Consider the following 24,034-nt stretch of genomic DNA (forward strand, 5'->3'; position numbering starts at 1 on the left):
ATACGGCAAAAGCGGACGCGCGCAATCGGTTCGCTCGAATAGCCGCGAAAACCCCTAGAGCGCCCTGGGCGGTCTAGGCGGCTTCTCCCTTCGCCTCTTCTGCGGCGGCAGGCTCGCCTTCGTTGCGCGAGTTCGATCCGCTTGGCGGCGGAGGGGCCGCCCTCGCCCGCGCTTACGTGACGAGCTCGGCCCCTTTCAGCCCTTCGCGCCTCAGCGCACGAATTTGCTCAGGATGCGCACAAGCAGGCTCGGTTTGCGCGCATCGGGCTCCGAGGCGGCGGTCACGCGGCTCAACTGCGCTTCCACCGCATGTGGTGCGTTGCTCTCAGCGACGGGAACCTCGATGATGTCGGCTTCGAGCGCCACTTTCTCGTCTCCGTTGCTCCCTGTCTGGCCTTCGGCGGTCTTGGCCGCTTGGGCCGCTTGCTCGGCGGCGCGCGCGGCGGCTTGCACGGCCAGCTCGGCGGCAGTGTTCGCCGCGGCGGCGATCACTTCGGCCTCGTGCGCGCTCGCGCGTGCATCGGACAGGCGCACGTCCTTCCCGTTGGCTTCGCGCTCGGTCATCTCGTTCGTCGCCATAAGCTGCTCGGCCCGCCGCCGCGCCACGTCGCGAGAGGCCTCCCGCTCGGCCGCTTCGAGTCTGCGCTGCTGCGCGCGCTTGATGAGGAAGTCCTGCGAGTCGAACAGCTCCGTCTCGCCTTCGTTGCCGCGCCTCGCGAACGCTCCGAGGGGCGTGTAGCTTCTGTCGGATAGAAGCTCGCGCAGCTTCGCCGTATCGCTCATGCACACGTCCAGGTAGCCGAGGATCTGCTCGCGCAGGTCGGCGTCGAGGATGGGCCAGGCGATCTCGATGCGCTTGTCCATGTTGCGCGTCATGAGGTCGGCGCTCGACAGGTACGCTTTCATGTCCTCGCGCGGGCCGAAACCGTAGATGCGGCTGTGCTCCAGAAGCCGCCCGACGATGGACACCACGCGCACGTTGTCGGTGAACCCCTCGATTCCCGGCACGATGCACGAGATGCCGCGCACGAACATGGTCACGGGCACGCCGGCCTGCGACGCCTCGACGATCTTCTCGATCACGTCCTTGTCGGTGACGGAGTTCGTCTTGAAAAAGAGGCCGCACGGCCGCCCCGCGCGCGCCCGCTCGATCTGCGCGTCGATGTTCGCCAGGATCATCGGCTTGATCTGCAGGGGAGCAACCCAGAGGATGCCGTAGTTATCGGAGGTGTTCTCAAGCCCCATGTTGCGGAAGAACTCGGTGGCGTCGCGGCCGATCGTCTCATCGGCGGTGATGAACGACAGGTCGGTGTAGAGCTTTGCCGTCTTCTCGTTGTAGTTGCCGGTGCCCAGCTGTGTGATGTGCTGCAGCCCGGAGTCGGTCTGGCGCGTGATGCAGCAGATTTTCGAGTGCACCTTGAAGTCGCGAAAGCCGTAGATCACCTTGCAGCCGGCCTGCTCGAAGCGCTGCGACCACTCGATGTTGTTGCTCTCGTCGAAGCGGGCGCGCAACTCGAACAGCGCCGTGACCTCCTTGCCGTTCTCGGCTGCGGCGATGAGCGCTTCGGCGAGATGCGACTGGCTGGCCAGGCGGTACAGCGTGATCTTGATGGAGATGACGGTCGGGTCGTTCGCTGCCTCGCGCAGAAGCTGCACGAAGGCGTCCATGCTCTCGTAGGGGTAGGACAGAAGCACCTCGCGCTCGGCCACTTGGTCGATGATGCGCCGGTTGCGGTCGAGGCATGCGGGCCACTGGGGCGAAAACGGCGGGTTCGTGAGCGCGGCGCGCAGCTTTTCGGGCAGACGCGCGCCGAGGCCCCACGTGTAGCTCATATCGAGCGGCACCGGGGTGGCGTACACCTGGTGCGCCTTCAGGCCGAGGCGCTTGAGCAGAAGCTTCTCGAGCGTGCTCGAGAGCGGCCGCTCGCATTCCAGGCGCACCGGGGCCAAGCGCGAGCGTTTCTTGAGGATGCGCTTCATGTGCTCGCGATAGTCCTCGTCCGCCTCGTCCGACCCTTCGGTGGCGTCGAGGTCGGCGTTGCGCGTGACGCAGACGACGTTCGTGTGCTTCACGGCGTACATGCTGAATATCTCGGCGGCCACCATCTCGATGGCGTGCTCGAGCAGGATGAACTGCATGCCCTCGCCCGGCAGCTCGATCACGCGCTCGCATTGGCGCGGCATAGGCACGAGGCCGAGCGTCACGCCCTCGGCGCCGAGGTTCTTCGCCTTGTCGGCTTTCTCGGCCCTTTCGCTTTTGTCGGCGCCCTTGGCCTTTGCGGCCTTCTTCTTGGCGGCGTCGCGGTCCTCGTCGAGGCGCACCACCACGTACAGCGCGCCGTTCTCCAGATGAGGGAACGGATGGCGCGCGTTGATGATCTGCGGCGAGAGGAACGGCATGACGTTTTGGTGCACGTGACGGGTCAGAAACGAGCGTTGCTCGTCGTTTAAGTCCTTGGGGCGCAGGTGGCTCACGCCGTGCTCGCGGAGCAGGCGGCGCACCTCTTCGAACGTGCGCTCCTGGATGGGGTAGAGTTCGTGGCAGCGCTCGTAGATAGCGGCAAGCTGCTCGGCCGGCGTGAGGCCCGACTTCGAGTCGACGATGTGCTTCTTCACGAGCGCGAGGTCGGTCAGGCTGCCCACGCGCACCATGAAGAACTCCTGCAAGTTGCTCCAGAAGATGGAGATGAAGTTGAGGCGCTCGAGCAGCGGCACCGTCTCGTCGGCGCCTTGGTCGAGCACGCGCTCGTTGAACGCGAGCCAGGAAAGCTCGCGGTTCTGCAGGTAAGGGGGCGCGATCGGAGCAGCCCCCTCGGCATCTGCGCCGCTCTGCACGTTCGGCAGGGGCTTGCGAGTCCGATCGGCGTCTGCGTTGCGGGCATCGCCGTTTCCCGCGTCCGCTTGCGCGGCATCGGGCACCGCCTTCGGCTGCAGGGCCTGCTCCTTCTCGACGAGGTCGATCGACGGCTTGTTCGGCGTTTTCATAGACGTCCCCTTCCTGTACGTTGCCGACCGCGCGCTCAACGCGCCGACGGCGACAGCATGCGCTCGATGAGGTAGCCCTCGCGCACACCGTACTTGCAAACCTCTAGGCGCTCGGCCCCAAGGGCCTCGAACAGCGCGAGGAGGATGACGCATCCCGGCACGAGCGTGTGGATGCGCTCGGCGGAGGCTTTGAGCGCCGTGTGCGCGAACGCGTCGGGGTCGACGCGGCACCAGTGCAGTATGGCACGAACGTCGTCGGGCGTCATGGTTTTTGGGCGAGCGCCCCCGCCTGCGGTCTGCGCGAGCATCTTGGCGGCGGCGCGGACGCTACCTCCGATGCCGAAGAGCGTTTCGGCGCGGTACGCCTCGGCCTGCGGCAGCTCGGCCAGACGCCCGAGCAGTTCGGCTGCGATGGCGTCCATCTCGGGCCCGGTGGGCAGGATGGACCTCACGTGCGCGGCGAACGACGAGAGCGACCCTTGGCCGATGCTCGCGTCGTCGAAGTCGCGCCCGTCCTCGATGCGTGTGAGCTCGGTGGACCCGCCGCCGATGTCCACGAGCGTGCCGCGCTTCGCCGAGCGGTCGCACGTGGCGCCGACGAAGCCGAGGTGCGCCTCGTCACGGGCTGACAGCAAGTTGATGGGCAGCCCGCTCGCGTCCTCGATGGCGGCAACGGCCTCGGCGCAGTTCGCCGCGTTGCGCAGCACAGCGGTGGCGAACACCTCGAGGCGCTTGCAGCGGTAGAAGCGCGCCCGCTTCGCGTGGCCCTTGAGCACGCTCGCGGCCTTCTCTATGCCGGTCTGCGTGAACGCGCCGTCCTCCACGTAGGCCGCGAGCCCCGCCATCACCTTGTCGTTGGCGAGGCTTTTGAAGTCGCGGTTCGTGTAGGCGGCCAGACGGTCGTCTTTCACCTCGTACACGACGAGGCGGATGGAGTTCGATCCGAGGTCGACAACTCCGTAGTTGGGCATGGCGCTTCCTTGTCTCTCGCGCTTCGCGTTTTGCGGCTGCGCGCCGTCCTTTCGGACGCTGCGCGGCTCGGTCAACGATTCCATTCTAAAGAACCTGCGCCCGTTGCGCAAAGCGAGCTGCTGGATTGCCGCCAAGATTTTACCGAAGCTTGATGGGGGCGTCGGCGGCCATGCGCCGATGGGGGCGCGGCCGCGAGGGGCTGCGTGGAGACAGTCCGGTCTTCGCCGCAGCCGCCCTTCCGCGCTCGCGTTTGCGTTTTCTTCCGTCGAACTCCCGCGGACACGCGTCTGATCGTCTCTACTGGCGTTCTTCGCTCCCCTCCGTCAGGTCGGGCCGTGGGTCTTCCGGGTGAGAGGGGCGATGCAGGCGCGTTGCCCTCCGGCGTGCAGCGGGCGGCGGTCTTTTTTGGCCGCGGATCGGCGTTCTGGCACGGATTTCGGCGCTTTTCATGAGAAAAGGGGGAGAGGGGAGGGTGAATCCCCAGGTGGCGAACTGGAGATCGCGCCCGGGTGGGTGCGTTTCGTGCCAGAACGCCGATCCGCGGCCATTTCGCGACGAGCAATCCGCACGGGATGGATGCGCGCGGCGGGGTCGGGCGTTTGCGCCTCCGCGTTCTTGAGTTGCGCTCGCGCATCCGCTCTCACGTTGCGCTTGCAATTCCCCGCGCTTCCGCATTCCTGGCTCTTTCCCTGCGAGACGGGGTCGGCCCGCCCCTGTGGTATGATGGCCGGGCTACCGGAGAAAGGACGAGCCATGCTGGAAACCGTCGACTTCTCGCTTGCGCCGCTGCCGAAAGAAGAGTACCGGCAGCGGCGCGATGCGCTCATGAAGCGCCTGGTCGTGCTGCAGCAGCAAGCGCGCGAACGGGGTGTGGGCCTCGTCGTGCTGTTCGAGGGGTGGGACGGCGCCGGCAAGGGAAGCCGCATCTCCGATCTCATGTACCACCTCGACGCGCGCGCCACGAGCGTGCACGTCACCGAGAACCTCGACGTGGAGGCCGCGCGCGCCTTCGCGGGGTCCGAGTACGGCGTCACCGGCTTCTATCCTGCCATGCAGCAGTTCTGGCAGGCGCTCGGCATGCGCGGCACCATCACGTTCTACGATCGCGGCTGGTACACCGTCGCCACCCAGCGCATGCTCTACGCCGAATACGGCGATCTCGTGTTGGGCGGTCGCAGCGCCGAGGGGGGCGAGAACGCGAAGGAGAAGGGGAGGCCGATGGCCGCGGCCATCGCCGAGGCGCGCGACGAGCGCCACATCGACTCGCTGCGCCGCGCGCTCACCTCGGCGGCCGACTTCGAGCGGCAGCTCGTCGACGACGGCTATCTCGTGACGAAGTTCTTCGTCCACGTCACGAAGGAGGCGCAGAGAAAGCGCCTCGTCCGTCTGCACGACGATCCCGCCACGCGCTGGCGTGTGGACGAGCGCAAGCTGGCGAGCGTCGATGCCTACGAGGAGGCTTACCGCCTCTACGACAACCTGCTCGAGGGAAGCGATTTCTCCTATGCGCCGTGGCACCTGGTCAACGGAGAGGACAAGCGCCGCGCGAACCTCGAGATAGCGAAAACGCTTGTCGACGCGCTCGAAGCCGCGCTCGCGGCGGCGCCCGACGCCGAGGCCGCCCAGGCCGCAGCGAAGGCGCAGGCGAACTCGGCCGGCGCGCTAACGGGCGCTTCGTGCGCAGAGCGCACGCCCGAGGAGGCGGCGCGCGTCCTCGAGGAGGCCGAGCGCGCTGCGGCCGAGGCAAGCGCCCGCGCCCCGCGCGCGTCGCGCTTCCGTCTTCTGCCCGACCCGCCGGAGGCCGATGGAAAGGACAGCGCGCCCGCCCTCGACCCGGAAGTCTACAAGCGTGAGCTCAAGGAGCAGCAGAAACGCCTCAACCGGCTGGAGATGGAGATGTACCAAAAGCGCATCCCCCTCATGCTCATGTACGAAGGATGGGACGCGGCCGGCAAGGGTGGCAACATCAAGCGCGTGGCCCAGGCGCTCGACGCGCGCGCCTACACCATCTTCCCCAGCCCCGCCCCCACCAAGCCCGAGCTTCTGCACCCGCACCTGTGGCGCTACTGGACGCGGTTGCCGAAGGCGGGCCACGTGGGCATCTACGACCGCAGCTGGTACGGACGCGTGCTCGTGGAGCGCGTGGAGGGCTTCGCGTCGGTGGCTGAATGGACGCGCGCCTACGACGAGATCAACGAGTTCGAGCGCGAGCTGGTGCGTTGGGGTGCCATCCTGCTGAAGTTCTGGGTGGACGTGAGCCCCGAAGAGCAGCTGCGCCGCTTTCGCGACCGCGAGGAGGATCCCGCCAAAAGGTGGAAGATCACCGACGAGGACTGGCGCAACCGCGACAAGCGCCCCCAGTACCAAGCCGCGGTGGACGACATGCTGCGCCTCACGTCCACGCCCATCGCCCCCTGGATAGTGCTCGAGAGCGACGACAAGCGCCGCGCCCGCGTCGAGGCGCTCAAAATCATCAACGACGCCCTCGAAGCGCGCTTGCGGGAAACCTGAGATAGCGCTACTATGGATGCCGACATCGAACGCGACCGTGCGCGCTTGCGCGCTTGAATGCAAAAAGGGGTAATCAGCATGACGCTTTTCGGAATCACCGTGCCCATGGAGGCCATCTGGATCATCGTGGCCATCATCGTGCTCATCATCGTGGTGTTCATCGCGAAAGGCTTCATCGACGAGATGAAGAAGTAGGGCGCCGTCTCCGGCTCCCGTCGGAAACGTGCGTTTTTTCGCAGAACGCGCCCCCATCTCGGGGGCGTTTGTTTATTATGTAACGGTTGAGAGACGGCAAGTTGCGACTGTCCTGCGGCGGCGTTCGGCGGGTTCGGCGCCTCCGTTCGACGGCGTTTGGAGGGCGAGTATGTCCGAATATCCACAGCATCCCGACGTTCCCCCGCGCGGTCGCCATGCGCGCGGGCCGGCGCCCCAGGATCCGGCATCGCAGCCGCAGCGCAGCTTCGGCGCGGGCCGGCCCGCGCCCCAGGCGGGCGACCGGGCCGGTGCGCAGCCTCGGCCCGGCCAGATCCCTCCCGCTGCGAACGCGTACCGCCGACCGGGCGCCGCGCCGGCGTTCCAGAGTGCTCGCCCCCAGGGCGGCGCTGCGCAGCCGGCGCAGGGAAGGCCCCAGGGTGCGCGGCAGACGGGGCCGTACCGTCCGCAGGACGCCGCGTGGCAGGCGGGTCAGCGTCGTCCGCAAGGCGCGGCGGGGGCGCAAAGGCCCCAGGGCGCTTCCGGAGCGTACCGTCCGGCGCAGTCTGCGGGAGGCTACCGTCCGGCGCAGCCCGCAACCGGCCGCGGACCGTCCGCGGCGCCGAAGAAGGGCGGTCCGTGGCGCGTCGTGTTCTGGATCGCGCTCGTCGTGTTCGTCATCGCGCTCGCGGCCCTCGGCGTGATCGGATTTAGCTACTGGCAGGGCCAGCGCGCCTACGACGACATCGCCGATCAGGCGTTCTCGGCTCCGTCCGACATCGAGGGCACGTCGCTTGCCGACCTTTCGGTGGACTGGGACGCGCTGCGCGCCATCAACCCCGACGTGGTGGGCTGGATCTACGTTCCCGGCACGGTGGTGAACTACCCCATCGTGCACACCGACGACGACAGCACCTACCTCACGCGCGACTTCAACGGCAACGAGGGGGGGTCCTGGCTGCCCACGTACGGCACCATCTTCCTGTCGGCGGCGAACACGGGCGATTTCTCCGATCCGAACAACATCGTCTACGGCCACCATTTGAACAACGGGTCGATGTTCGCGTGCTTTGCGGATTTCGCCGACCAGGCCACCTTCGACGAGCATCGGACGATCTACCTGCTCACGCCCCAAGGCAACTACCGCCTGACCACGTTCTCGCTCATGCACGTGGACGAGAACGATCCGCTCGCGCAGACGAGGTTCACCGACGATGCCGCTCGCGTGGAGTACGTGCAGGACAAGATCGACCGCTCGGTCGTGAAGGCCGACGGCATCGCTGCAGCCTCCGACATGGGGCGCACGTTCGCGTTCGCCACGTGCGACAACGTCGTTTCGAGCAAGCGCTACGTGCTGTTCGCCTCCGTGACTGAGAGCACGGCCGACGCTTCGGCCGATCCCGACGCCGTCCAGGCGGTGGGGGAGGCGGCCGCCGAGACGACGGGGGAGGCCGCCGGCGAGGCGTCCTCGGGCGACGCCGGGGAGGCCGCCGCGTGAGCGTCCTTCGACATCGCGCCCGCCTTGGCTGCTCGGAGCGTCCCGACCGGTTGGAGGAGGAGTGCGCCGTCTTCGGCGTGTTCGCTCCGGGTGAGGACGTCGCGCGCATGACGTGCTTTGGCTTGCAGGCCTTGCAACATCGCGGCCAGGAGAGCGCCGGCATCGCCGTGGGCGACGGCGAGACGATGATGGCGGCGAAGGATCTGGGATTGGTCACGCAGGTGTTCGACGAGGCCACGCTGGCCGCGCTCGAGGGGTTCGTGGCCGTGGGGCACGTGCGCTACTCCACGAGCGGCGGCGCGGCCTCATGGGAGGCGGCCCAGCCGCACATCTCGGCCATCGACGACGTGCTGATCGCGCTCGCGCACAACGGCACGCTCGTGAACACGGCGGCGTTGCGCGCCCGGCTCGTCCGCGACGGCGTGCAGCTGCGCGCCGGCACCGACAGCGAAGCGGCCGCGAAGCTCATCGGCCAGGTGACGCAGAAGACGCACCATTTGCGCAACGGCATCCGGCACGCGATGGAGGCGATCGAGGGCGCCTACGCCATGGTGCTGGCCAGCCCCGACGCGCTCTATGCGTTCCGCGATCCGAACGGCATCCGTCCGCTGTGCATCGGCGAGCTGCCGCAGGGCCGCGGCTGGGTCGTGTCCTCCGAGACGTGCGGGCTCGACATCGTGGGCGCGACGTACGTGCGCGACGTGGAGCCGGGCGAGATCGTGCGGTTCAACGCCGAGGGCGTGCATTCCGAGCAGGGCGTCCCCGCAGGTCGGCGCGCCTCGTGCATCTTCGAGTACGTCTACTTCGCCCGCCCCGACAGCGTGATCGACCATCAGAGCGTCTACCAGGCCCGGCGCTCTTTGGGTCGCATCCTCGCGCAAGAGGCGCCCGCGGAGGCCGACCTCGTGCTGGGCGTGCCCGACTCGGGCGTGCCCTCGGCCCTCGGGTTCGCGGCCGAGAGCGGCATCTCGTATGCGGACGGCATCGTGAAGAACCGCTACGTGGGCCGCACGTTCATCGAGCCGACGCAGGCCATGCGCCAGCTGGGAATACGCCTCAAACTCAACCCGCTTCCATCGGTCATCCGCGGCAAGCGGCTCGTCGTCATCGACGACAGCATCGTGCGCGGCAACACTTCGAAGAAGCTCGTGCAGATGCTGCGCGACGCGGGCGCGGCCGAGGTGCATCTGCGCATCGTGAGCCCCGAGGTCAAGTGGCCGTGCTTCTACGGCATCGACACCGACACGCGCGATCAACTGATCGCGGCGAACATGAGCCTAGACGAGATGAACGCGTGGATCGGTTCCGATTCTTTGGCCTTCATCTCGCTCGAAGGATTGCGGGCGGCTGTGCCCGATGCACGACACCAGGGCTTTTGCGATGCTTGCTTCACGGGAGACTACCCGGTGGCCATCCCTGAGGCGCTCGCGGCGAAAAGCTTTTCAACTAAGAAGGATTTCGAGGACGTGTACGCCGAAGGCGCCAAGGGCGCCGACGTATAGAACCCAGAAGCGCAAGGAGAGAGCATGACCGACAGAATCACCGTCAACCCGGCCCAGAATAGCGACGCCCCCTCTCTGCCCAGCTGGATGGGCGAGGAGGCCGTGACCTACGCCCAGGCGGGCGTGGACACCGCCGAGGGCGCGCGTGCCGTCGAGGCCATCAAGGACGTGGTGCACGCCACGTACCGCCCCGAGGTGGTGGGCGACATCGGCGGCTTCGGCGGCCTGTTCTCCATCGCGGCGGCCAAGAACATGATCGACCCGCTTTTGGTGAGCGGCACCGACGGCGTGGGCACGAAGCTCAAGGTGGCGCAGCTGGCCGGCAAGCACGACACGGTGGGCATCGATCTGGTGGCCATGTGCGCGAACGACATTTTGGCGTGCGGGGCCGAGCCTTTGTTCTTTTTGGACTACGTGGCCATCGGCAAGTTGAAGGCCGAGAATGTGGCCGAGATCGTGAAGGGCATCGGCGAGGGGTGCAAGCAGGCGGGCTGCGCGCTCATCGGCGGCGAGATGGCCGAGCATCCCGGCGTGATGGAGGCGGACGACTACGACTTGTCCGGCTTCTGCGTGGGCGTGGTGGATCGGCCGCGCATGCTCGATCCCGAGAGCGTGCGCGAGGGCGACGTGCTCGTCGGCCTCGCGTCGAGCGGTCTGCACTCCAACGGCTACTCGCTCGCGCGCAAGGTGTGCGTGGAGGGAAAGACGCACTACGAGCTGCGCCTCGCGCGCGAAGAGCTTGGCGGCGCCAGCGTCGAGGAGGCGCTTTTGGCCCCCACGCGCATCTACGTGAAGCCGGTGCTGTCTGCGCTTAAGGCATGCCCCGGCGCCGTGCGCGCGCTTGCGCACATCACGGGCGGCGGCATCACGGAGAACCTCGACCGTGCGCTGCCCGAGGCGTGCGACGCCGAAGTCGATCTGGGCACGTGGCCCGTGCCTCCCATCGCGAAGTTCGTGTGCGACGCCGCGCATCTCGACGAGGGGGAGGCGCTCAAGACGTTCAACATGGGTCTGGGCATGATCCTCATCGTGGATCCCGCCCGCGCCGAGGAAGTGGAGGCCGCCTTGCGCGCCGCCGGCGAGACGACCTACCGCGTGGGCCGCGTCGTCGCGGGTTCGAAGGCGGTGCGCTACGCGAACGAGGGCGCGCTGTACGGCTACGAGGGATAAGCGTCGGGCCGGGCTTGTAGGTACGCGATGCGTTCCGCGGGTTTGCGGTTCGCGCTCGCATGCTGCGGCGCGCGGTGCTTTGATCGGCATCGGTTTGCGATGGGTTTGAAAGGCGCTGTGCGATCGGGGAAGAAGACGGTAGTCGGCGGCGCGTGACCGCTCGGGAGCTTTGAGATGGTTGGCGTGCGCGCGGGCGGTTCTGTAAGGACGAGGCGCGCCGTTTCGCGTTGCGGTGTGAAACGGGCAGAGATGGAAGGTTGGGAATCGGAAGGAGGAGCGATGGAGCCGTTGAAGATCGGGGTGCTGCTTTCCGGTAGCGGGACCAATTTGCAAGCCATCATCGATGCGGTGCGTGACGACGGGCTGCCGGTGGATATCGTGAAGGTGATCTCGTCGCGGCCGGACGCGTACGGCGTCGAACGCGCGCGGGCGGCGGGCATCCCCGCAGTGGCGCTCAACCGCGACGTGTACGCCGATCCGCTGGCCGCCGACGCGCGCATCGTGGAGGAGCTGCGCGCGGCGGGCGCGGAGTACGTGGCGATGGCGGGCTACATGCGCAAGCTCACGCCCGTGATGCTGGACGCGTTCCCCGACCGCGTGCTGAACCTGCACCCGGCACTGCTGCCGTCGTTCAAGGGCGCGCATGCCATCCGCGACGCCTACGAGGCGGGCGTGAAGGTGACGGGCGTGACCGTGCATTTCGCGAACGAGGACTACGACAAGGGCCCCATCGTGGCGCAAGAGCCGGTGCGCGTGGAAGAGGGCATGTCGCTGGACGAGTTGGAGGCGGCCATCCACGCGGTGGAGCATGCGCTGTACCCGCGCGTGCTGCGCTGGGTGGCGGAGGGCCGCGTGACCATCACCCCTGAAAGGACGGTGCGCATCGCATGAAACGGGAGACGCTTGAGGCGATCATCGCCGATTTGAAGGCCGGGCGCGCGCCCGCGCTTTCCACGGAGGACTTCCCCTGCTTCTCGGCAGAGGCCTTGGAGGGCAACGAGCATGTGTCGCCCGCGTATTTGGACGCGCTGGCGAAGCGCCTCACGGCGGCCGACATCCCCACGTTCGAGCGGGCCATCCGCGCCATCGACGAGGGCGATCTGGCGTGGCTGGGCTTCAAGATCGTCTACGATGCAGACGAGGCGCAGCGCAACACCGACAACGAGGTGACGAAGAAGTACGGCGACACAGGCTCGGCCGACGGGGAGCCGCTCGTGTTCTTCTGCAACGACGCGAAGGAGATCGTGGCGTCGCGCGAGCCGAGCCCGCGCGACGTGTTCCAGATGAAGGACGTCACGCGCGGCCCGAGCATGCACAACGAGCAGTTCGAGGGCTTGACGTGGCTTTCCGTGCCGCTGTTCGAGGCGGTGCGCGTGTGGCTTCTGGGCGCGTCGGACGCGGCGAGCGAGGTGGCGGCGCTGGCCGCGCACGTGGGCTTCGACGTGACCGTGGTGGACTACGACCCCGCCTACGTGAGCGAGGCGCGCTTCCCGAGCGCCCGGCGCATCGTGCTGGAGGGCGGCGGCTTCGACGGGCTGGCCGAGCTTGCGTGCACGCCGCAGGACTACGTGTGCGTGCTGACGCGCGGCCACATGTTCGACCCCGAGGGCTGCGTGTGGGCCACGCGGCACGGCGCGCACTATGTGGGTATGATGGGCTGCGCGGGCAAGAACGACCGCGTGCACGACCTCGTGCTGGCCGCCGGGGCCACAGAGGAGGACTGGGAGCGCGTCAAGCGCCCCATTGGCCTGAAGTTCGGCGCGAAGACCCCCGCCGAGCTGGCCATCGCCATCGTCGCCGAGCTGGTGGACGTGCGCTACCGCCAACGCTACACCGAAGAGGCCCGCGCCAAGCACGAGAAGAGCCTGGGGCGGGAGTAGGGCCGCGCGTTAGTATTCGCCCGCGCGCTTCCTGCGACAAGGATGGGGTTGGCGGTTCGGGATGCCGGGTCGCCAACCCCAACCCGCTTGGGTTTCATTTTGCGATGGTGAGTCACCCTGCGTTCCCCATCGACGCCCCTGGGGCCGTTGGGGACGGGGTGGCCATCTTGCCTCCCTGTCGGCCCGCTTTCGCCCGTCTTACGCCGCGGGCGCCTCCGCGCGCTTGATGGAGCGCACGAGGTGCACGGAGCATACGGCGAACGCCGCCAGCCCCACGAGCGCGCCCGCCAACCCCACGTCGGCGATGCCCGCCGCTTGCGCCACAGCCCCGCCGATCCACGTGCCGCTTCCTATTCCCAGGTTGAAGATGCCCGAGTACGCCGACATGGCCACCGCTGAGGCGTCTTCCGTCGAATTGGCCAGCACTTCCGACTGAAACGCCACGTTGTAGGCAGTGTAGCATGCGCCCCACAGCGCGCATACGGCCACCGTTGCCGTCGCGCTTGCCGCCGTCGCCAAAAGCAGGGCCATCGACGCCGCCACGCCGATGACGACGGCGCGCATGAGCGGGAAGCGCATGCGGCCGTAGGTGCGCGAGAGCAGGGCGCTGCCCGCCATGCCCGCCGCACCGTAGAGCACCAGCGTGAGGGTGATGAGGTCGTCAGGGAAATGGGCCACCTGCTGCAAGAACGGCTCGATGTAGCTGTAGCAGGTGAAGTGCGCGGTGGCGAACAGCGCGGTGACCACGTAGATGTTGCGCAGCGCGGGCGCGGCGAAGAGCGTCGGAAGCTCGCGGGGCGAGAAGGGCTTTCCCGCGGCGAGGCGAGGGGTGGCCGCGGCGAGGTAGGCCAGGATGCCCAACGCCACCGCGCCCACGCAGGCGAACGTCATGCGCCAGCCGAGGAGCAGCCCTATGGCGCGGCCGAGCGGCAGCCCGCACACCATGGCGACGGACGATCCCGTGACGATGACGCCCACCGCGACGCCGCTGTGCTTCTCGCCCACCACGCGCACCGCCAGCGGCGAGGCGATGGACCAGAACACCGCATGGGCCGCCGCCACCATGAGGCGCGCGCCCACGAGCAGGGAAAACGACGGGGCCAGCGCCGAGGCGACCTGTCCTGCGGCGAACAGGGCGATGGAGGCCAGCAGCACGGCCTTGAGGTTGAACCGCGAGGCGAGCACCATGAGGGGGATCGACAAGAGCGCAACCGCCCACGCGTACAGCGAGATGATGAGCCCCGCCTCGGCCTCGGTCATAGAGAAGCTTTCCGCTATGTCGACGAGAAGGCCGATGGGCATGAACTCCGACGTGTTCATCACGAATGCGGAAAACGCCAGCCCGATGAGGGCCATCCAGTGCGCGCGCGGCATGGTCTTCTTCTCCTTCCCTGAAAACAGCGGGTGCGATTGTAGCAGACCTGTGCAAAGGGAGGGTAAAGCTTTTGAATTCGGCGGCCGTTCGATCTTCGCGCTGTCGGGGCGGTCCTCGCGTGCCGCCCCGACGCCTCCGATTCCTGCCTTGTTTCTGCCGCCCGCCGAATTGTGGGAGGGGGCGGCCTGAGCGCGGGCATCTGGACGGTTGTGCGGGTTCATAATGGAAACGTTGTGGGTTGGCGCAGCCAGCACGGGAATGCGGCAGCGCGTTTCAGGCGCCGTCGCCGAAAGAAAGGATGTAAGGCCATATGAGCGATCCTCAAATCAAGCGGGTTCTGATGTCGGTGACGGACAAGACGGGGGTGGTGGAGTTCGCTCGCGCCCTGTCTGAGGAGTTCGGCGCGGAGATCATCTCGACGGGCGGCACGGCGCGCGCCATCGCCGAGGCCGGGGTGCCGGTCACGCCCATCGACGAGGTGACGAACTTTCCCGAGATGATGGACGGCCGCGTGAAGACGCTGCACCCGATGGTCCACGGCGGCCTGCTGGCGAAGCGCGACAACGCCGACCACATGGCGCAGGCGGCCGAGCACGGCATCGGCATGATCGACATGGTGGTGGTGAACCTCTACGCGTTCGAGAAGACGGTGGCGGGCGGCGCGGACTTCGCGACGTGCATCGAGAACATCGACATCGGCGGCCCGTCGATGCTGCGCAGCGCCGCGAAGAACTTCGAGAGTGTGGCCGTGGTCACCGACCCGGCCAGCTACGACGCTATCCTGGCCGAGATGCGCGCCAACAACGGCGCCACCACGCGCGAGACGCGCGCGAAGCTGGCGCTGCGCGTGTTCCAGACCACGAACGCCTACGACGGGGCCATCGCCGCGTGGATGGGCGCGCAGCTGGGCGAGGCGGCCGAGTCCGCGGCAGGTGACGCCGCGCGGGACGACAAGTTCCCCGCCGCCCGCGCGCTCGGCCTCACGAAGGCGCAGGACCTGCGCTACGGCGAGAACCCGCACCAGTCCGCCGCGTTCTACCGCCGCGACGACTACGCGGGAGCCGAGCATAGCCTCGCCCACGCCACGCAGCATCAGGGCAAGGAGATGTCGTACAACAACTACCTCGACGTGGACGCCGCGTGGGCGGCCGTGCGCGAGTACGACAACCCGGCGTGCGTGATCGTGAAGCACCTCACGCCCTGCGGCGTGTGCGAGGACGGCGACCTCGTGGCCGCCTACCAGCGCGCGCACGCGTGCGACCCGGTGAGCGCCTACGGCGGCGTGATGGCGTTCAACCGCCCGGTCACAAGCGATGTCGTGGTGGCGATCTTCGAGAACAAGCAGTTCGTGGAGGCCATCATCGCGCCCGAGTTCGCCGCAGACGCGCTGGAGATGTACAGCGCTAAGAAGAACGCGCGCCTGCTTTCCACGGGCGGCGTGAACCCGGCCGGCGGGGAAGTGGAGTACCGCTCGGTGGAGGGCGGGCTTCTGTGCCAGGACAGCGACGCCGTGCATGAGGACCCCGCCAGCTTCACGGTGCCCACGAAGCGTCAGCCGAGCGACGAGGAGTTGGCCGAGCTTCTGTTCGCGTGGAAGGCATGCAAGTCGGTGAAGAGCAACGCCATCCTCATCTCGAAGGACCACGCCACGGTGGGCGTGGGCGGCGGCCAGCCGAACCGCGTGAACTCCGCGCGCATCGCCGTGGAGCAAGCGGGCGAGAAGGCCCAGGGCGCCGTGGCGGCGTCGGACGCGTTCTTCCCGTTCCGTGACGGCTTCGACGTGCTGGCGCAGGCCGGCGTGACGGCCGTCATCCAGCCCGGCGGCTCCATCCGCGACGAGGAGGTCATCGCCGCCGCCGACGAGCAGGGCATCGCGATGGTGTTCACGGGCCATCGCCACTTCCGTCACTGATCGGCTCTCGCCGACGCCGCCCTGCCTTCGGCCTTGGTTCCGAAAGCGGGGCGGCGCTTTCGGGTGGTTGCCGCTCGTCCGCGTGGCGTCTGTCCGCCGTTCGCGCTTCCTCCCGTCTGTCCGCCGGACGCGCCCCGTCTCTTCGTCTGCCGCCTCTGCCCCGCCAGTCTGCCCGCATCCGCGGCTTTTCGAGCCGCGGGCGAAAAGGATCTGAATCGGCGGTGCTTCGAGCGTCTGCCGACGAACAGGTGGAGACGCGTTCGAGAGAAACTTCCGGTCGGTTCGCCCTCCTCCCGAGGCGACGGAGCAACGGGGCGGCAGGTGCCGCTTCGGTGCGTCTGCATCCGCCGGGTTGTGCGCCGAGGCGGGCCGGGGCTCGTGCTATACTGGGGCCTTCCGGGTCGGCGTTCGCGGGATGGCCGGATCGAGCGCGCAACCGCGCCCTTGCGCGAAGGGCGCAACGGAAAACGACTTGAAAACGACAGGCTGAAGAAAGCGCGCAGACCGCCCGCTCGACGGCGCGGGCGGGTATGCTGCCCTGTGCCGCCCTTGTTCGCACGGACGCCCTCCGTTCGTGCTTGCGGGCGTCGCGATCGCACCGAAGGAGGATCTGCCGTGATAGTGCTCGACGAGCCGTACGCATCCGAGCTTCTCGTCTCTTGGCTCGAGGAGTCGCAGCATCCCGTGCTCGACAACGGCTTCGCCCGCTCGCTCGCGCCCGCGCGCCTCAACCTCGTGCCGCGCGAAGAGGCCGTCTCGCGCCTCGAAGGCGGCGAGCGCGTCTACACGAACTCGGAGAACGCGCTCGCTTGGATCGCGGACAACGTGCGCAACGACGACCTCGTGCGCGCCATCAGCCTGTTCAAGGACAAGGCGGCCATGCGCGCCGCCCTTGCGCAGCTCGACCCCGGCCTGCTCTTCAAGACGTGTTCGGCCGACGAGCTGTTCGAGCTCGATTTCTCCCGGCTCGAGCCTCCGTTCGTGCTCAAGCCCTCCGTGGGCTTTTGCAGCATGGGCGTCCACGTGATCCGAAACCGCGACGATTGGGAGCGCGCGCTCGCCGACATACGGAAGAACTCCTCGGTCTGGCGGAGCAGGTATCCGGAAAGCGTCGTCGGCTCGGGCTCGTTCATCCTCGAGGGCTACGTCGAGGGCACCGAGTACGCCCTCGACGCCTACTTCGACGAGGAGGGCCGCGCGCATCTGCTCAACGTGCTGCGCCACGATTTCGCATCGGCTGCGGACACGTCCGACCGCATGTACGTGACGAGCGCGCCTCTCGTGCGCGAGACGGCGCCCCTGTTCGCCACATGGCTCGATCGTGTGAACGCGCTCGTGGGCGCGCGCAGCGTTCCCGTGCACGTGGAGGTGCGCGTGAAGGACGGGCACGTCACGCCCATCGAGTTCAACCCGCTGCGCTTCGCGGGCCTCGGCGGCACCGACGTGAGCTTCCACGCGTACGGCTACCGCACGTACGAGGCGTTCCTCGAAGGGCGCGATCCCGATTTCGACGCCGCGTTCTCCGGCAAGGACGGCAAGGTGTACACGATGTCGCTTCTGAACCCGCCGGCCGACGCCACGGGTGAGGAGGCGTTCGACTACGACGCGTTCGCCGCCCGCTTCTCGAACGTGCTCGAGCTGCGGCGCTTCGATGCGGATCGCGTGGGCAGCTACGGCTTCCTCTTCCTCGAGACGGATGCGGATTCGGCAGACGAGCTGGACTTCCTCATGCGCTCCGACCTCAAGGAGTTCCTCCGCTAGGCGCGGGGGAGGAAGCCGGGGCGCCGTCGTGAAACTCAGCATCAGAAACCTGCTTGTGGGACTGGTCATTGTCATCGTGCTCGCGGTGGTGCTTTTGCGCGGGGACCAGCTGGTGGAGCTGGCAGACACCATCAGGAAGGGCTCCGTCATCCCGCTCGTCGCGGCGCTGCTCACGCAGCTGGGCAAGTACTTCGCCCAAAGCTTCGCGTACTCCTACGCCTTCGAGGCCGTCGACGAGCGCATGAGTCCGCGCGAAACGCTGCCGCTCGTGTTCGGCACGTTCTTCATGAACACCATCGCGCCCTCGCTCAACCTGGCGGGCACGACGCTCGTGGTGGACGACGCGCGCCGTCGCGGCATCGCTCCCGGCAAGGCCACGAGCGCGGCGCTGCTCATGCAGATCACCATCGACTCGGGCTTCGCCACCATCATGCTCGTGGGATTTGCCATCCTCGCGTTCACGGTGGGGCTGTCGCCTCTGTGGTTTCTACTGGGGCTGCTCGTCATCGTGCTCGTGGGCGGGATGGTGCTCGTGCTCGTGCTCGGACGCAAGCGGCCGGCGCTCGTGCTCAGGCTGCTGCGCCCTGTCGAGCGGCTGGTGAACCGCGTCCTCGCGCGCTTCAAGAAGCCCGCGCTCGATCCGTGGGTGGAGCGCGCTGTGGCCTCGTTCTCGGATGCGGCGGGCCTCATCGGGCACAACCCCAAGACCACCGCGAAGGCGTTCGCCTGCTCCATCTTCGCCAGCACGTGCGAGCTCGCGTGCTTCAGTTTGGTGGGCGTCGGTTTCGGCGTCACGCATCCCGAAGCGCTCATCTGCGGCTACGTGGTCGCCACCCTGTTCGCCATGATCTCGATCACGCCGCAGGGCGTGGGGGTCGTGGAGGCGGCCGTCGTGGTGGCGTTCACCTCGTTCGGCGCGTCGGGCGCGGCGGGCCTGTCCATCGCGCTCGTGTACCGCGGCATCGTGTTCTGGTTCCCGTTCCTCGTGGGCGCGGTGCTCATCCAAACCACCAAGACGTTCAAGCGCGAGGCGAAACGCGTCGCGCGCGATCAGGAGAAGGGCAAGGGCCGCATCGGCGGCACGGCCCATGTGGCGAAGCGCCTCGACGAAGAGGCCTTGCGTGCGCCTCGGCCGGCAGTGCATCCGCGGGCAGAGGCGGCTGGGCGAGCGGCGCATCCGCAGACTGAGGTGCGCATGCAGATGGAGGGCGCTTCGAAGGCGGGGGAGGCGTCCAAGGTCGCAGGGGCCTCGCAGACGGCGGTTTCGCCGCGTGCGGATGCGCGGTCGGATTCGACGGGCGGCGAGTGCTAAAGGACCTGCTCGCGGCTTGCGGCGCGTTCGCGGGCCTTCTCCTCCAGGCGCGCGAGGGGCACGATCTTCGTCATGATGGTGCCGTCGGAGACGACGTCGCCCTCGTCGTCGAAGGCAGTGACGCGCCAGAACTGCTTGACCCCGCCCGAGCGCGCGGGCTCTTCGCGCTCGAGCTCGGCCACGCCGCGCAGAAGGCCGGCCGTGCCGCTTTTGCGATGGCGCACGTGCACGTCGATGCCGAACGGGCGCTCGACGTCGAAGTCGGTGCTCTGCTCCGTTCCGATGCTCGCCACCGTCTCGAGCAGCGCGATGGTGGCGCCTCCGTGCAAAAACCCGAAGGGTTGGAACAGATCGGGCGTGATGGGCATCGTCGCCTCCACGCGGTCCTTCGCAACGGATACCGTCGTGATGCGCAGCGTGTCGACCAGGGCCATGGGCATCTCCTTCAGTGCGCCTGCACGGAGGCGGGCTTCGCGGTTCTCGCGTACCAGTATACCCGAGCGCGTGCGCGTCGGCACCGGACAGTCGGCGGCGTCCGTCCCCAGCTGGCGGTCGTTGAGCGGTGGGTACGGCAAGGCCGCTGCGCTCTGGGCGGTGGTGGACGAAGCGCGGGCGGGCGTCGGCGGCATCGACGGCGGGGCTTCGGCGAGGGGGCTTCGGTGGAGAAGTTGCTTTCGGGGTGGTTTCCTGCCAAAGAGCCTTGCTCGCAATCATTGATGCTGCAAGCGAAATAAGCTAGGTAAAATGTGCCTTAGCTGATTCGGGAGAAATAAGTCATAGCCCATGATCGACGCATCTTTGTGCCGCAATTATTAAGTTGACGTGCATTGTTGGAATTGCTTTCGATGGTGAATGCTGTCGATTTGCCGCAGAGCTCTGATGCGCTCATATGGTTGGAAACGTCGTTCCCGTTCCGGTTGAAGAAGAGAGCGATTCCGAATCGGGGGGGGGGGGGTGCTAGCTTCCTGCTTTCTTGAGCTTTTGCGACGGAAAAAGCTTGCAGCGCGCCTCTCGCAAATGCCAGACCATTTCAGAGCAAGAATTAGCCGTAACATCGCTTTTTTGCTCTTGAAACGATGCCGGTTGGCTGTGGCGAGTGTGCACAATCCCGCCGAGTGTTTGACATCTTTGAACTTATGGGAAATCCAGAGGTAGTGTGCGAGTTTGAAACGCTTTCTTCTCCGACAGGGTTGCGCTCGCCGACGCCGACTGATGAAGCGGGTGCGCTTTTCGGTGCGTTTGCCGATCCGGTCAAAGGAGCTTGCTGCTCGCGCCGCAAGCTCAAAAACGTTAGCATCCGTCACGTCCGTGCTTGTATGCTCGATTTCGAGGGACGCAGGTGGCCGCAGCGCTTTGTTTCGCATTGAGCCTCCGGTGGAATGCGCCCTTCTCCTGCTGGGTGCCGAAATCGTGATAGCTTGAGGGCTACTTCACCGGAAACAATCCTGAAAGGTAGCTGTAGCTGCCGGGCATCTTCTCGATCGGCTTGCTTCCCGCGGGCTCCATGCTTTCGGCGTCGTATCGGTGTATCGACCAGTTGTCGAGCATGTATATCGACCCGTCGGTTACGGTCATCTGGTCCACCCCGTGCTCAAGGGCGCGCTCCTCGACGGATCCCGTCTCCAGATCCACGACGCTCAGCACGCTGTCGCCTTGCTCTTGCCTGGTGTCGCAATGGGCGACGTAGAGCCTGCCGTCCACCAGGGATATGCTCGAAGCGCCTCTCTCGTTCAGCTGGATGGAGCTCAGCGTGTCGCTTTTTGTGTCCAGGACGCCGATCTGGCCTCTCGATGCGACGTCGAAGCTGCAGAAATAGATGCGGCTCTCGTCCGCAACCGCCCTGTAGACGCTCGAAGCGTAGGCGCAGCCGCTGCAATCGATCGATTTCCTGAGGGTCAGGTTCTCGTCGTAGCGCAGGATCATCGGAGAATCGTCGTCGAGGTCCAGTCCGAAAGCGTACAGGCTGCCTTCGTGCCAGACGATCTTCGACACGTAGACCCCCTCGATGGACACGCTCGACACCTCTCCGTCGTCGGTTCGGCAACGGTTTATGTAAGACGCGTAATTCAGCGTGTTGCAAGTGAAGACGTGCGCGTCGCTTGCGGCCACGTCGTTCATGGCCGGCTGCCGGATGGTGTGCGTTTCGGTGGCGAGGGAGTCCAGATCGACTTGCAGGACGGCCTCGCCGTCTTTGGTCTTGAAGTTTCCTTGGGGGATGGCGAACAGGCTGCCTTCGTAGACCAGCGGATCGTAAAAGATGTTCCCCAGCGTTGCGCAGCCGAGGGGGAGCTGCGCCACCTCGTTCATTTCCCCGTCGTAGAAGACGATCCTGCTCGTCTCTTTCTCTGATCGCGTTTCGATGACGCCGATGGCGGCGTCGACTGGGGCGGTCGGCCCTTCGTCCGAGGCGCAGCCGCAAAGGCAGGTCGCCGCCATGAAGAGCGCCGCGCCGGTTAGGAAGCGGGCAATGGTTCGTTTCATCGTCAATCCTCTGGTCGCGGCAGGCGCAGGCGGCATGCGGAGCGCATCGTCTGCGCCTTGCCAAAACTGCTTCTTGCACATCAAAGCACATTTCGCAGGCTAAAGCGTCAACGGGCACATAACCGGCTCAAAGATGCTCGCGACTGCTAATAGTTTAGTTGGAGGTACATGAGAACGCATTCTTTGGAATCTATGATCTCCATCGGGTGGATAATCGGTCCCAATACTTCGTTCGTGCTTATGTTAGCGCCAAAATTGTCGTAAAACGAAGCCCAGACCAATTGGGAGCAACAGAACGCATCCCGCCTCATCGTGTCGAAGAAGGCGTGCTAGGAGGCGCAGAGCGCTTTCCGCGAACATGGACGATGCGGTCAAGCAAGAGTTCACCAAGATCGTTGGCGAGCTGGGCATGAGCGCGACCACGGCGTCAACCTTTTCGTCCGCTCCGTCATCAGAGAGCGAGGGCTGCCTTTCCCCGTGGCTCTTCGCGTGTCGAGCGAGCGGGATCAGGCCGACTACAAAGCCCGCTAGTTCCGGCGCGGGGTCGCCGCCGTGGAAAGCGGCGACATGCTTACCGTCGAACAGGCGAAGCAGGCGCTCGGCATGGAGCGGGCGGGCGATGAGTAGCGCTTGCAGGGTGCTGATCGCCCGGTCCGTGATCGAGGACTTGGCGTCGATGGCGGGCCGGGTCAAAACCGGTTCTTCAATGTGGTCGATCTCTTGCAGCGCTTCCCCGAGATCGGCCACGGGCACGAGGCCGATCTCGGGGAAGATGAGTTGCCATTTCCTTGCAGGGAGTACCATCTGCCCGGCACCACCAAGACGATCTACTACGCGCTGGATGCCGCCTCGGGCATTGTGAAGGTGTTCGCCCTGCTCGATCAGCGGCGAAATCCGGCGAACCGGTTTCGCGGCATCGACGAGTCGAGGCTTGAAGACTTCTAGGGCGAGACCCTGGCCGTGCGAGGTCGAGCTGCGAGTATTGGTGGCCTTCTCCGGCATCGCAGCGTAAAACGTCGATAGCGGACCCCGGCTGGTTTCAATCTGCCATGATGGCCTGGGGCGAAAAGCGGGAATTGAAAAGATGCCGAAAGTTACCGACTTCGGCGAGGGGGCTTCGGTGGCGGCTTCGGTGGAGAAGCGATGGACGCGAAATTGTCGGCGTTATTGCTTTTGCTTTTCAATTCATTGTGCTATTATAACCGTTGCTGCGTGAGCAGCCATCGGGATGTGGCTCAGCTTGGTAGAGCGCTGCGTTCGGGACGCAGAGGCCGCAGGTTCAAATCCTGTCATCCCGACCATGGAGCTAAAGGGGATGTTTCCATCAAAGCGAACATCCCTTTTTTGCATCGGAGAGCCGCTTCGTCGGAGACGATGGGGCGGGGTGGAACCGCAGCGGGCGGATCCGCGCGAGCAACTTGGAGGAACGTATGAAGATCCTTGGAATGGGAATGCCGGAGCTTCTCATCATCCTCGTGGTGATTCTGCTCATCTTCGGCCCGAAGAACCTTCCGAAGCTCGGCAGCGCTCTTGGCAAGACCGTCAAGAACCTCCGCGAGGGCATCGGTGGCGGCGAGAAGGCCATCGAAGACGCCGATGACGAGGAAGAGGTCGTCGAGGAGGTTGAGGAGCAGCCTGTCAAGAAGACGACGGCGAAGAAGACGACGGTCAGGAAGAAGGCCGAGTAACCCTCTGATTTTCGTTCGAGCGCGGTATGTGCAGACGGCCCACGCCTCGCACATACCGCTTTTTTCATATCGGCGCGATGCATTCGCGCTTACATCGCAAGAAGAGCCGGATCGCACGCTTGTGGGAAGCGTGCCTGTTTTATGCAAGTGGACAGGTGGAGGAACATGGCTGACAACAACTTCATCCTCACGCCGGAAGGCAAGGAGAACCTCGAGGCCGAGCTGCACTATCTTGAGACGGAGAAGCGCGCCGAGATCGGCGAGCGCATCAAGGTGGCGCGGGAGTTCGGCGACATCTCCGAGAACTCGGAGTACGACGACGCGAAAAACGAGCAGGGCATGATGGAGGCGCGCATCGCCGAGATCAGCCGCATCCTCTCCGAAGCCACCGTGGTCAACACGCCGAAGCGTTCGAACAACGTGCACATCGGCTCGACGGTGACCGTGGACATGGGCGGCCGCGAGCGCGTGTTCACCATCGTGGGCGGTGCGGAAAGCGACGCTGCAGCCGGCAAGATATCCAACGAGTCGCCGGTGGGGTCGGCGCTTCTGGGCCGCAAGAAGGGGGACAAAGTGGAGACGACCGGCCCGACTGGCCGTGTTATCTCCATGACCATCGTCAAGATCGAGCACTAAGGATCTGGGCTCCGGCGTTCGGCAGAGCGCCGGAGCCTGCCGACGCTGCGGACGGCTGGCGCGCCCAATCTTCGCACGACGACGCGGGTTCGCGTACCGAAGTACGCTTCGCCCCCGTCGCCCCGCGAATCTCGGGCACCGCAGCCGCCCTCGCTGACT

Annotated in this window: 17 protein-coding genes and 1 tRNA gene; 12 read left to right on the forward strand and 6 right to left on the reverse strand. The window is 66.3% G+C overall.

Annotated elements, in window-relative coordinates; all coding sequences use genetic code 11:
• Window positions 1-210: 210 nt before the first annotated feature.
• A complete protein-coding gene (gene ppk1 / locus C2L80_RS02740; RefSeq protein WP_239938671.1) occupies window positions 211-2,985 on the reverse strand; it encodes a polyphosphate kinase 1 in 2,775 nt (924 codons plus the stop codon).
• 35 nt (window positions 2,986-3,020) lie between these two features.
• Window positions 3,021-3,956: a Ppx/GppA phosphatase family protein gene (locus tag C2L80_RS02745; protein WP_103262587.1), complete on the reverse strand. Its 936-nt coding sequence runs from the start codon at window positions 3,954-3,956 to the stop codon at window positions 3,021-3,023.
• Between the two features lie 754 nt (window positions 3,957-4,710).
• Between C2L80_RS02745 and C2L80_RS02750 the strand changes: the two genes are divergently transcribed.
• The 6 genes from C2L80_RS02750 (at window position 4,711) to C2L80_RS02775 (ending at window position 12,710) form a co-directional block, all read left to right on the forward strand.
• Complete coding sequence (locus tag C2L80_RS02750; protein WP_103262588.1) at window positions 4,711-6,468, forward strand: polyphosphate--AMP phosphotransferase; 1,758 nt, start codon at window positions 4,711-4,713, stop codon at window positions 6,466-6,468.
• 364 nt (window positions 6,469-6,832) lie between these two features.
• Window positions 6,833-8,158, forward strand: a complete 1,326-nt coding sequence (srtB, locus tag C2L80_RS02755) for a class B sortase (RefSeq protein ID WP_103262589.1) — start codon at window positions 6,833-6,835, stop codon at window positions 8,156-8,158.
• The gene (purF, locus tag C2L80_RS02760; protein WP_103262590.1) at window positions 8,155-9,660 is read left to right on the forward strand and encodes an amidophosphoribosyltransferase; all 1,506 of its coding nucleotides are present in this window, start codon (window positions 8,155-8,157) and stop codon (window positions 9,658-9,660) included. Before srtB ends, purF begins: the two co-directional genes overlap by 4 nt.
• Window positions 9,661-9,684: 24 nt before the next feature.
• Window positions 9,685-10,830, forward strand: a complete 1,146-nt coding sequence (gene purM / locus C2L80_RS02765) for a phosphoribosylformylglycinamidine cyclo-ligase (RefSeq protein WP_103262591.1) — start codon at window positions 9,685-9,687, stop codon at window positions 10,828-10,830.
• A gap of 279 nt (window positions 10,831-11,109) precedes the next feature.
• Window positions 11,110-11,721 (forward strand): phosphoribosylglycinamide formyltransferase, encoded by a 612-nt coding sequence (gene purN / locus C2L80_RS02770; protein ID WP_103262592.1) that lies wholly within the window; start codon window positions 11,110-11,112, stop codon window positions 11,719-11,721.
• The gene (locus C2L80_RS02775; RefSeq protein WP_087198072.1) at window positions 11,718-12,710 is read left to right on the forward strand and encodes an XdhC family protein; all 993 of its coding nucleotides are present in this window, start codon (window positions 11,718-11,720) and stop codon (window positions 12,708-12,710) included. Before purN ends, C2L80_RS02775 begins: the two co-directional genes overlap by 4 nt.
• A 198-nt stretch (window positions 12,711-12,908) precedes the next feature.
• Here C2L80_RS02775 and C2L80_RS02780 read toward each other — a convergent pair whose 3' ends face one another.
• Window positions 12,909-14,084: an MFS transporter gene (locus C2L80_RS02780; protein WP_087198070.1), complete on the reverse strand. Its 1,176-nt coding sequence runs from the start codon at window positions 14,082-14,084 to the stop codon at window positions 12,909-12,911.
• Between the two features lie 311 nt (window positions 14,085-14,395).
• Here C2L80_RS02780 and purH point away from each other — a divergent pair, with 311 nt between their 5' ends.
• The 3 genes from purH (at window position 14,396) to C2L80_RS02795 (ending at window position 19,070) form a co-directional block, all read left to right on the forward strand.
• Window positions 14,396-15,997, forward strand: coding sequence for a bifunctional phosphoribosylaminoimidazolecarboxamide formyltransferase/IMP cyclohydrolase (purH, locus tag C2L80_RS02785; RefSeq protein ID WP_087198068.1), 1,602 nt, complete (start codon window positions 14,396-14,398; stop codon window positions 15,995-15,997).
• A 615-nt stretch (window positions 15,998-16,612) separates the two neighbouring features.
• Window positions 16,613-17,758, forward strand: a complete 1,146-nt coding sequence (locus C2L80_RS02790) for an ATP-grasp domain-containing protein (protein ID WP_087198066.1) — start codon at window positions 16,613-16,615, stop codon at window positions 17,756-17,758.
• Window positions 17,759-17,786: 28 nt separating this feature from the next.
• Window positions 17,787-19,070: a lysylphosphatidylglycerol synthase transmembrane domain-containing protein gene (locus tag C2L80_RS02795; RefSeq protein WP_224758738.1), complete on the forward strand. Its 1,284-nt coding sequence runs from the start codon at window positions 17,787-17,789 to the stop codon at window positions 19,068-19,070.
• Here C2L80_RS02795 and C2L80_RS02800 read toward each other — a convergent pair.
• From C2L80_RS02800 to C2L80_RS02810, 3 genes are all read right to left on the reverse strand, one after another.
• On the reverse strand, window positions 19,067-19,504 hold the full coding sequence (locus C2L80_RS02800; RefSeq protein ID WP_087198064.1) for a PaaI family thioesterase: 438 nt from the start codon (window positions 19,502-19,504) through the stop codon (window positions 19,067-19,069). The two genes, C2L80_RS02795 and C2L80_RS02800, sit on opposite strands and share 4 nt — an antisense overlap.
• A gap of 991 nt (window positions 19,505-20,495) precedes the next feature.
• Window positions 20,496-21,551, reverse strand: coding sequence for an NHL repeat-containing protein (locus tag C2L80_RS02805; protein WP_087197477.1), 1,056 nt, complete (start codon window positions 21,549-21,551; stop codon window positions 20,496-20,498).
• A gap of 243 nt (window positions 21,552-21,794) precedes the next feature.
• The gene (locus C2L80_RS02810) at window positions 21,795-22,553 is read right to left on the reverse strand and encodes a hypothetical protein (RefSeq protein WP_129589872.1); all 759 of its coding nucleotides are present in this window, start codon (window positions 22,551-22,553) and stop codon (window positions 21,795-21,797) included.
• A gap of 222 nt (window positions 22,554-22,775) precedes the next feature.
• Between C2L80_RS02810 and C2L80_RS02815 the strand changes: the two genes are divergently transcribed.
• The 3 genes from C2L80_RS02815 to greA all read left to right on the forward strand — a co-directional run bounded on the left by C2L80_RS02815 (window position 22,776) and on the right by greA (window position 23,875).
• A tRNA-Pro gene (locus C2L80_RS02815) sits at window positions 22,776-22,852 on the forward strand.
• Between the two features lie 129 nt (window positions 22,853-22,981).
• The gene (tatA, locus tag C2L80_RS02820; RefSeq protein WP_087192760.1) at window positions 22,982-23,239 is read left to right on the forward strand and encodes a twin-arginine translocase TatA/TatE family subunit; all 258 of its coding nucleotides are present in this window, start codon (window positions 22,982-22,984) and stop codon (window positions 23,237-23,239) included.
• A gap of 165 nt (window positions 23,240-23,404) precedes the next feature.
• On the forward strand, window positions 23,405-23,875 hold the full coding sequence (gene greA, locus C2L80_RS02825) for a transcription elongation factor GreA (RefSeq protein ID WP_087197472.1): 471 nt from the start codon (window positions 23,405-23,407) through the stop codon (window positions 23,873-23,875).
• Window positions 23,876-24,034: the final 159 nt, after the last annotated feature.

Source organism: Rubneribacter badeniensis, assembly GCF_002899695.1.
GTDB lineage: Bacteria > Actinomycetota > Coriobacteriia > Coriobacteriales > Eggerthellaceae > Rubneribacter > Rubneribacter badeniensis.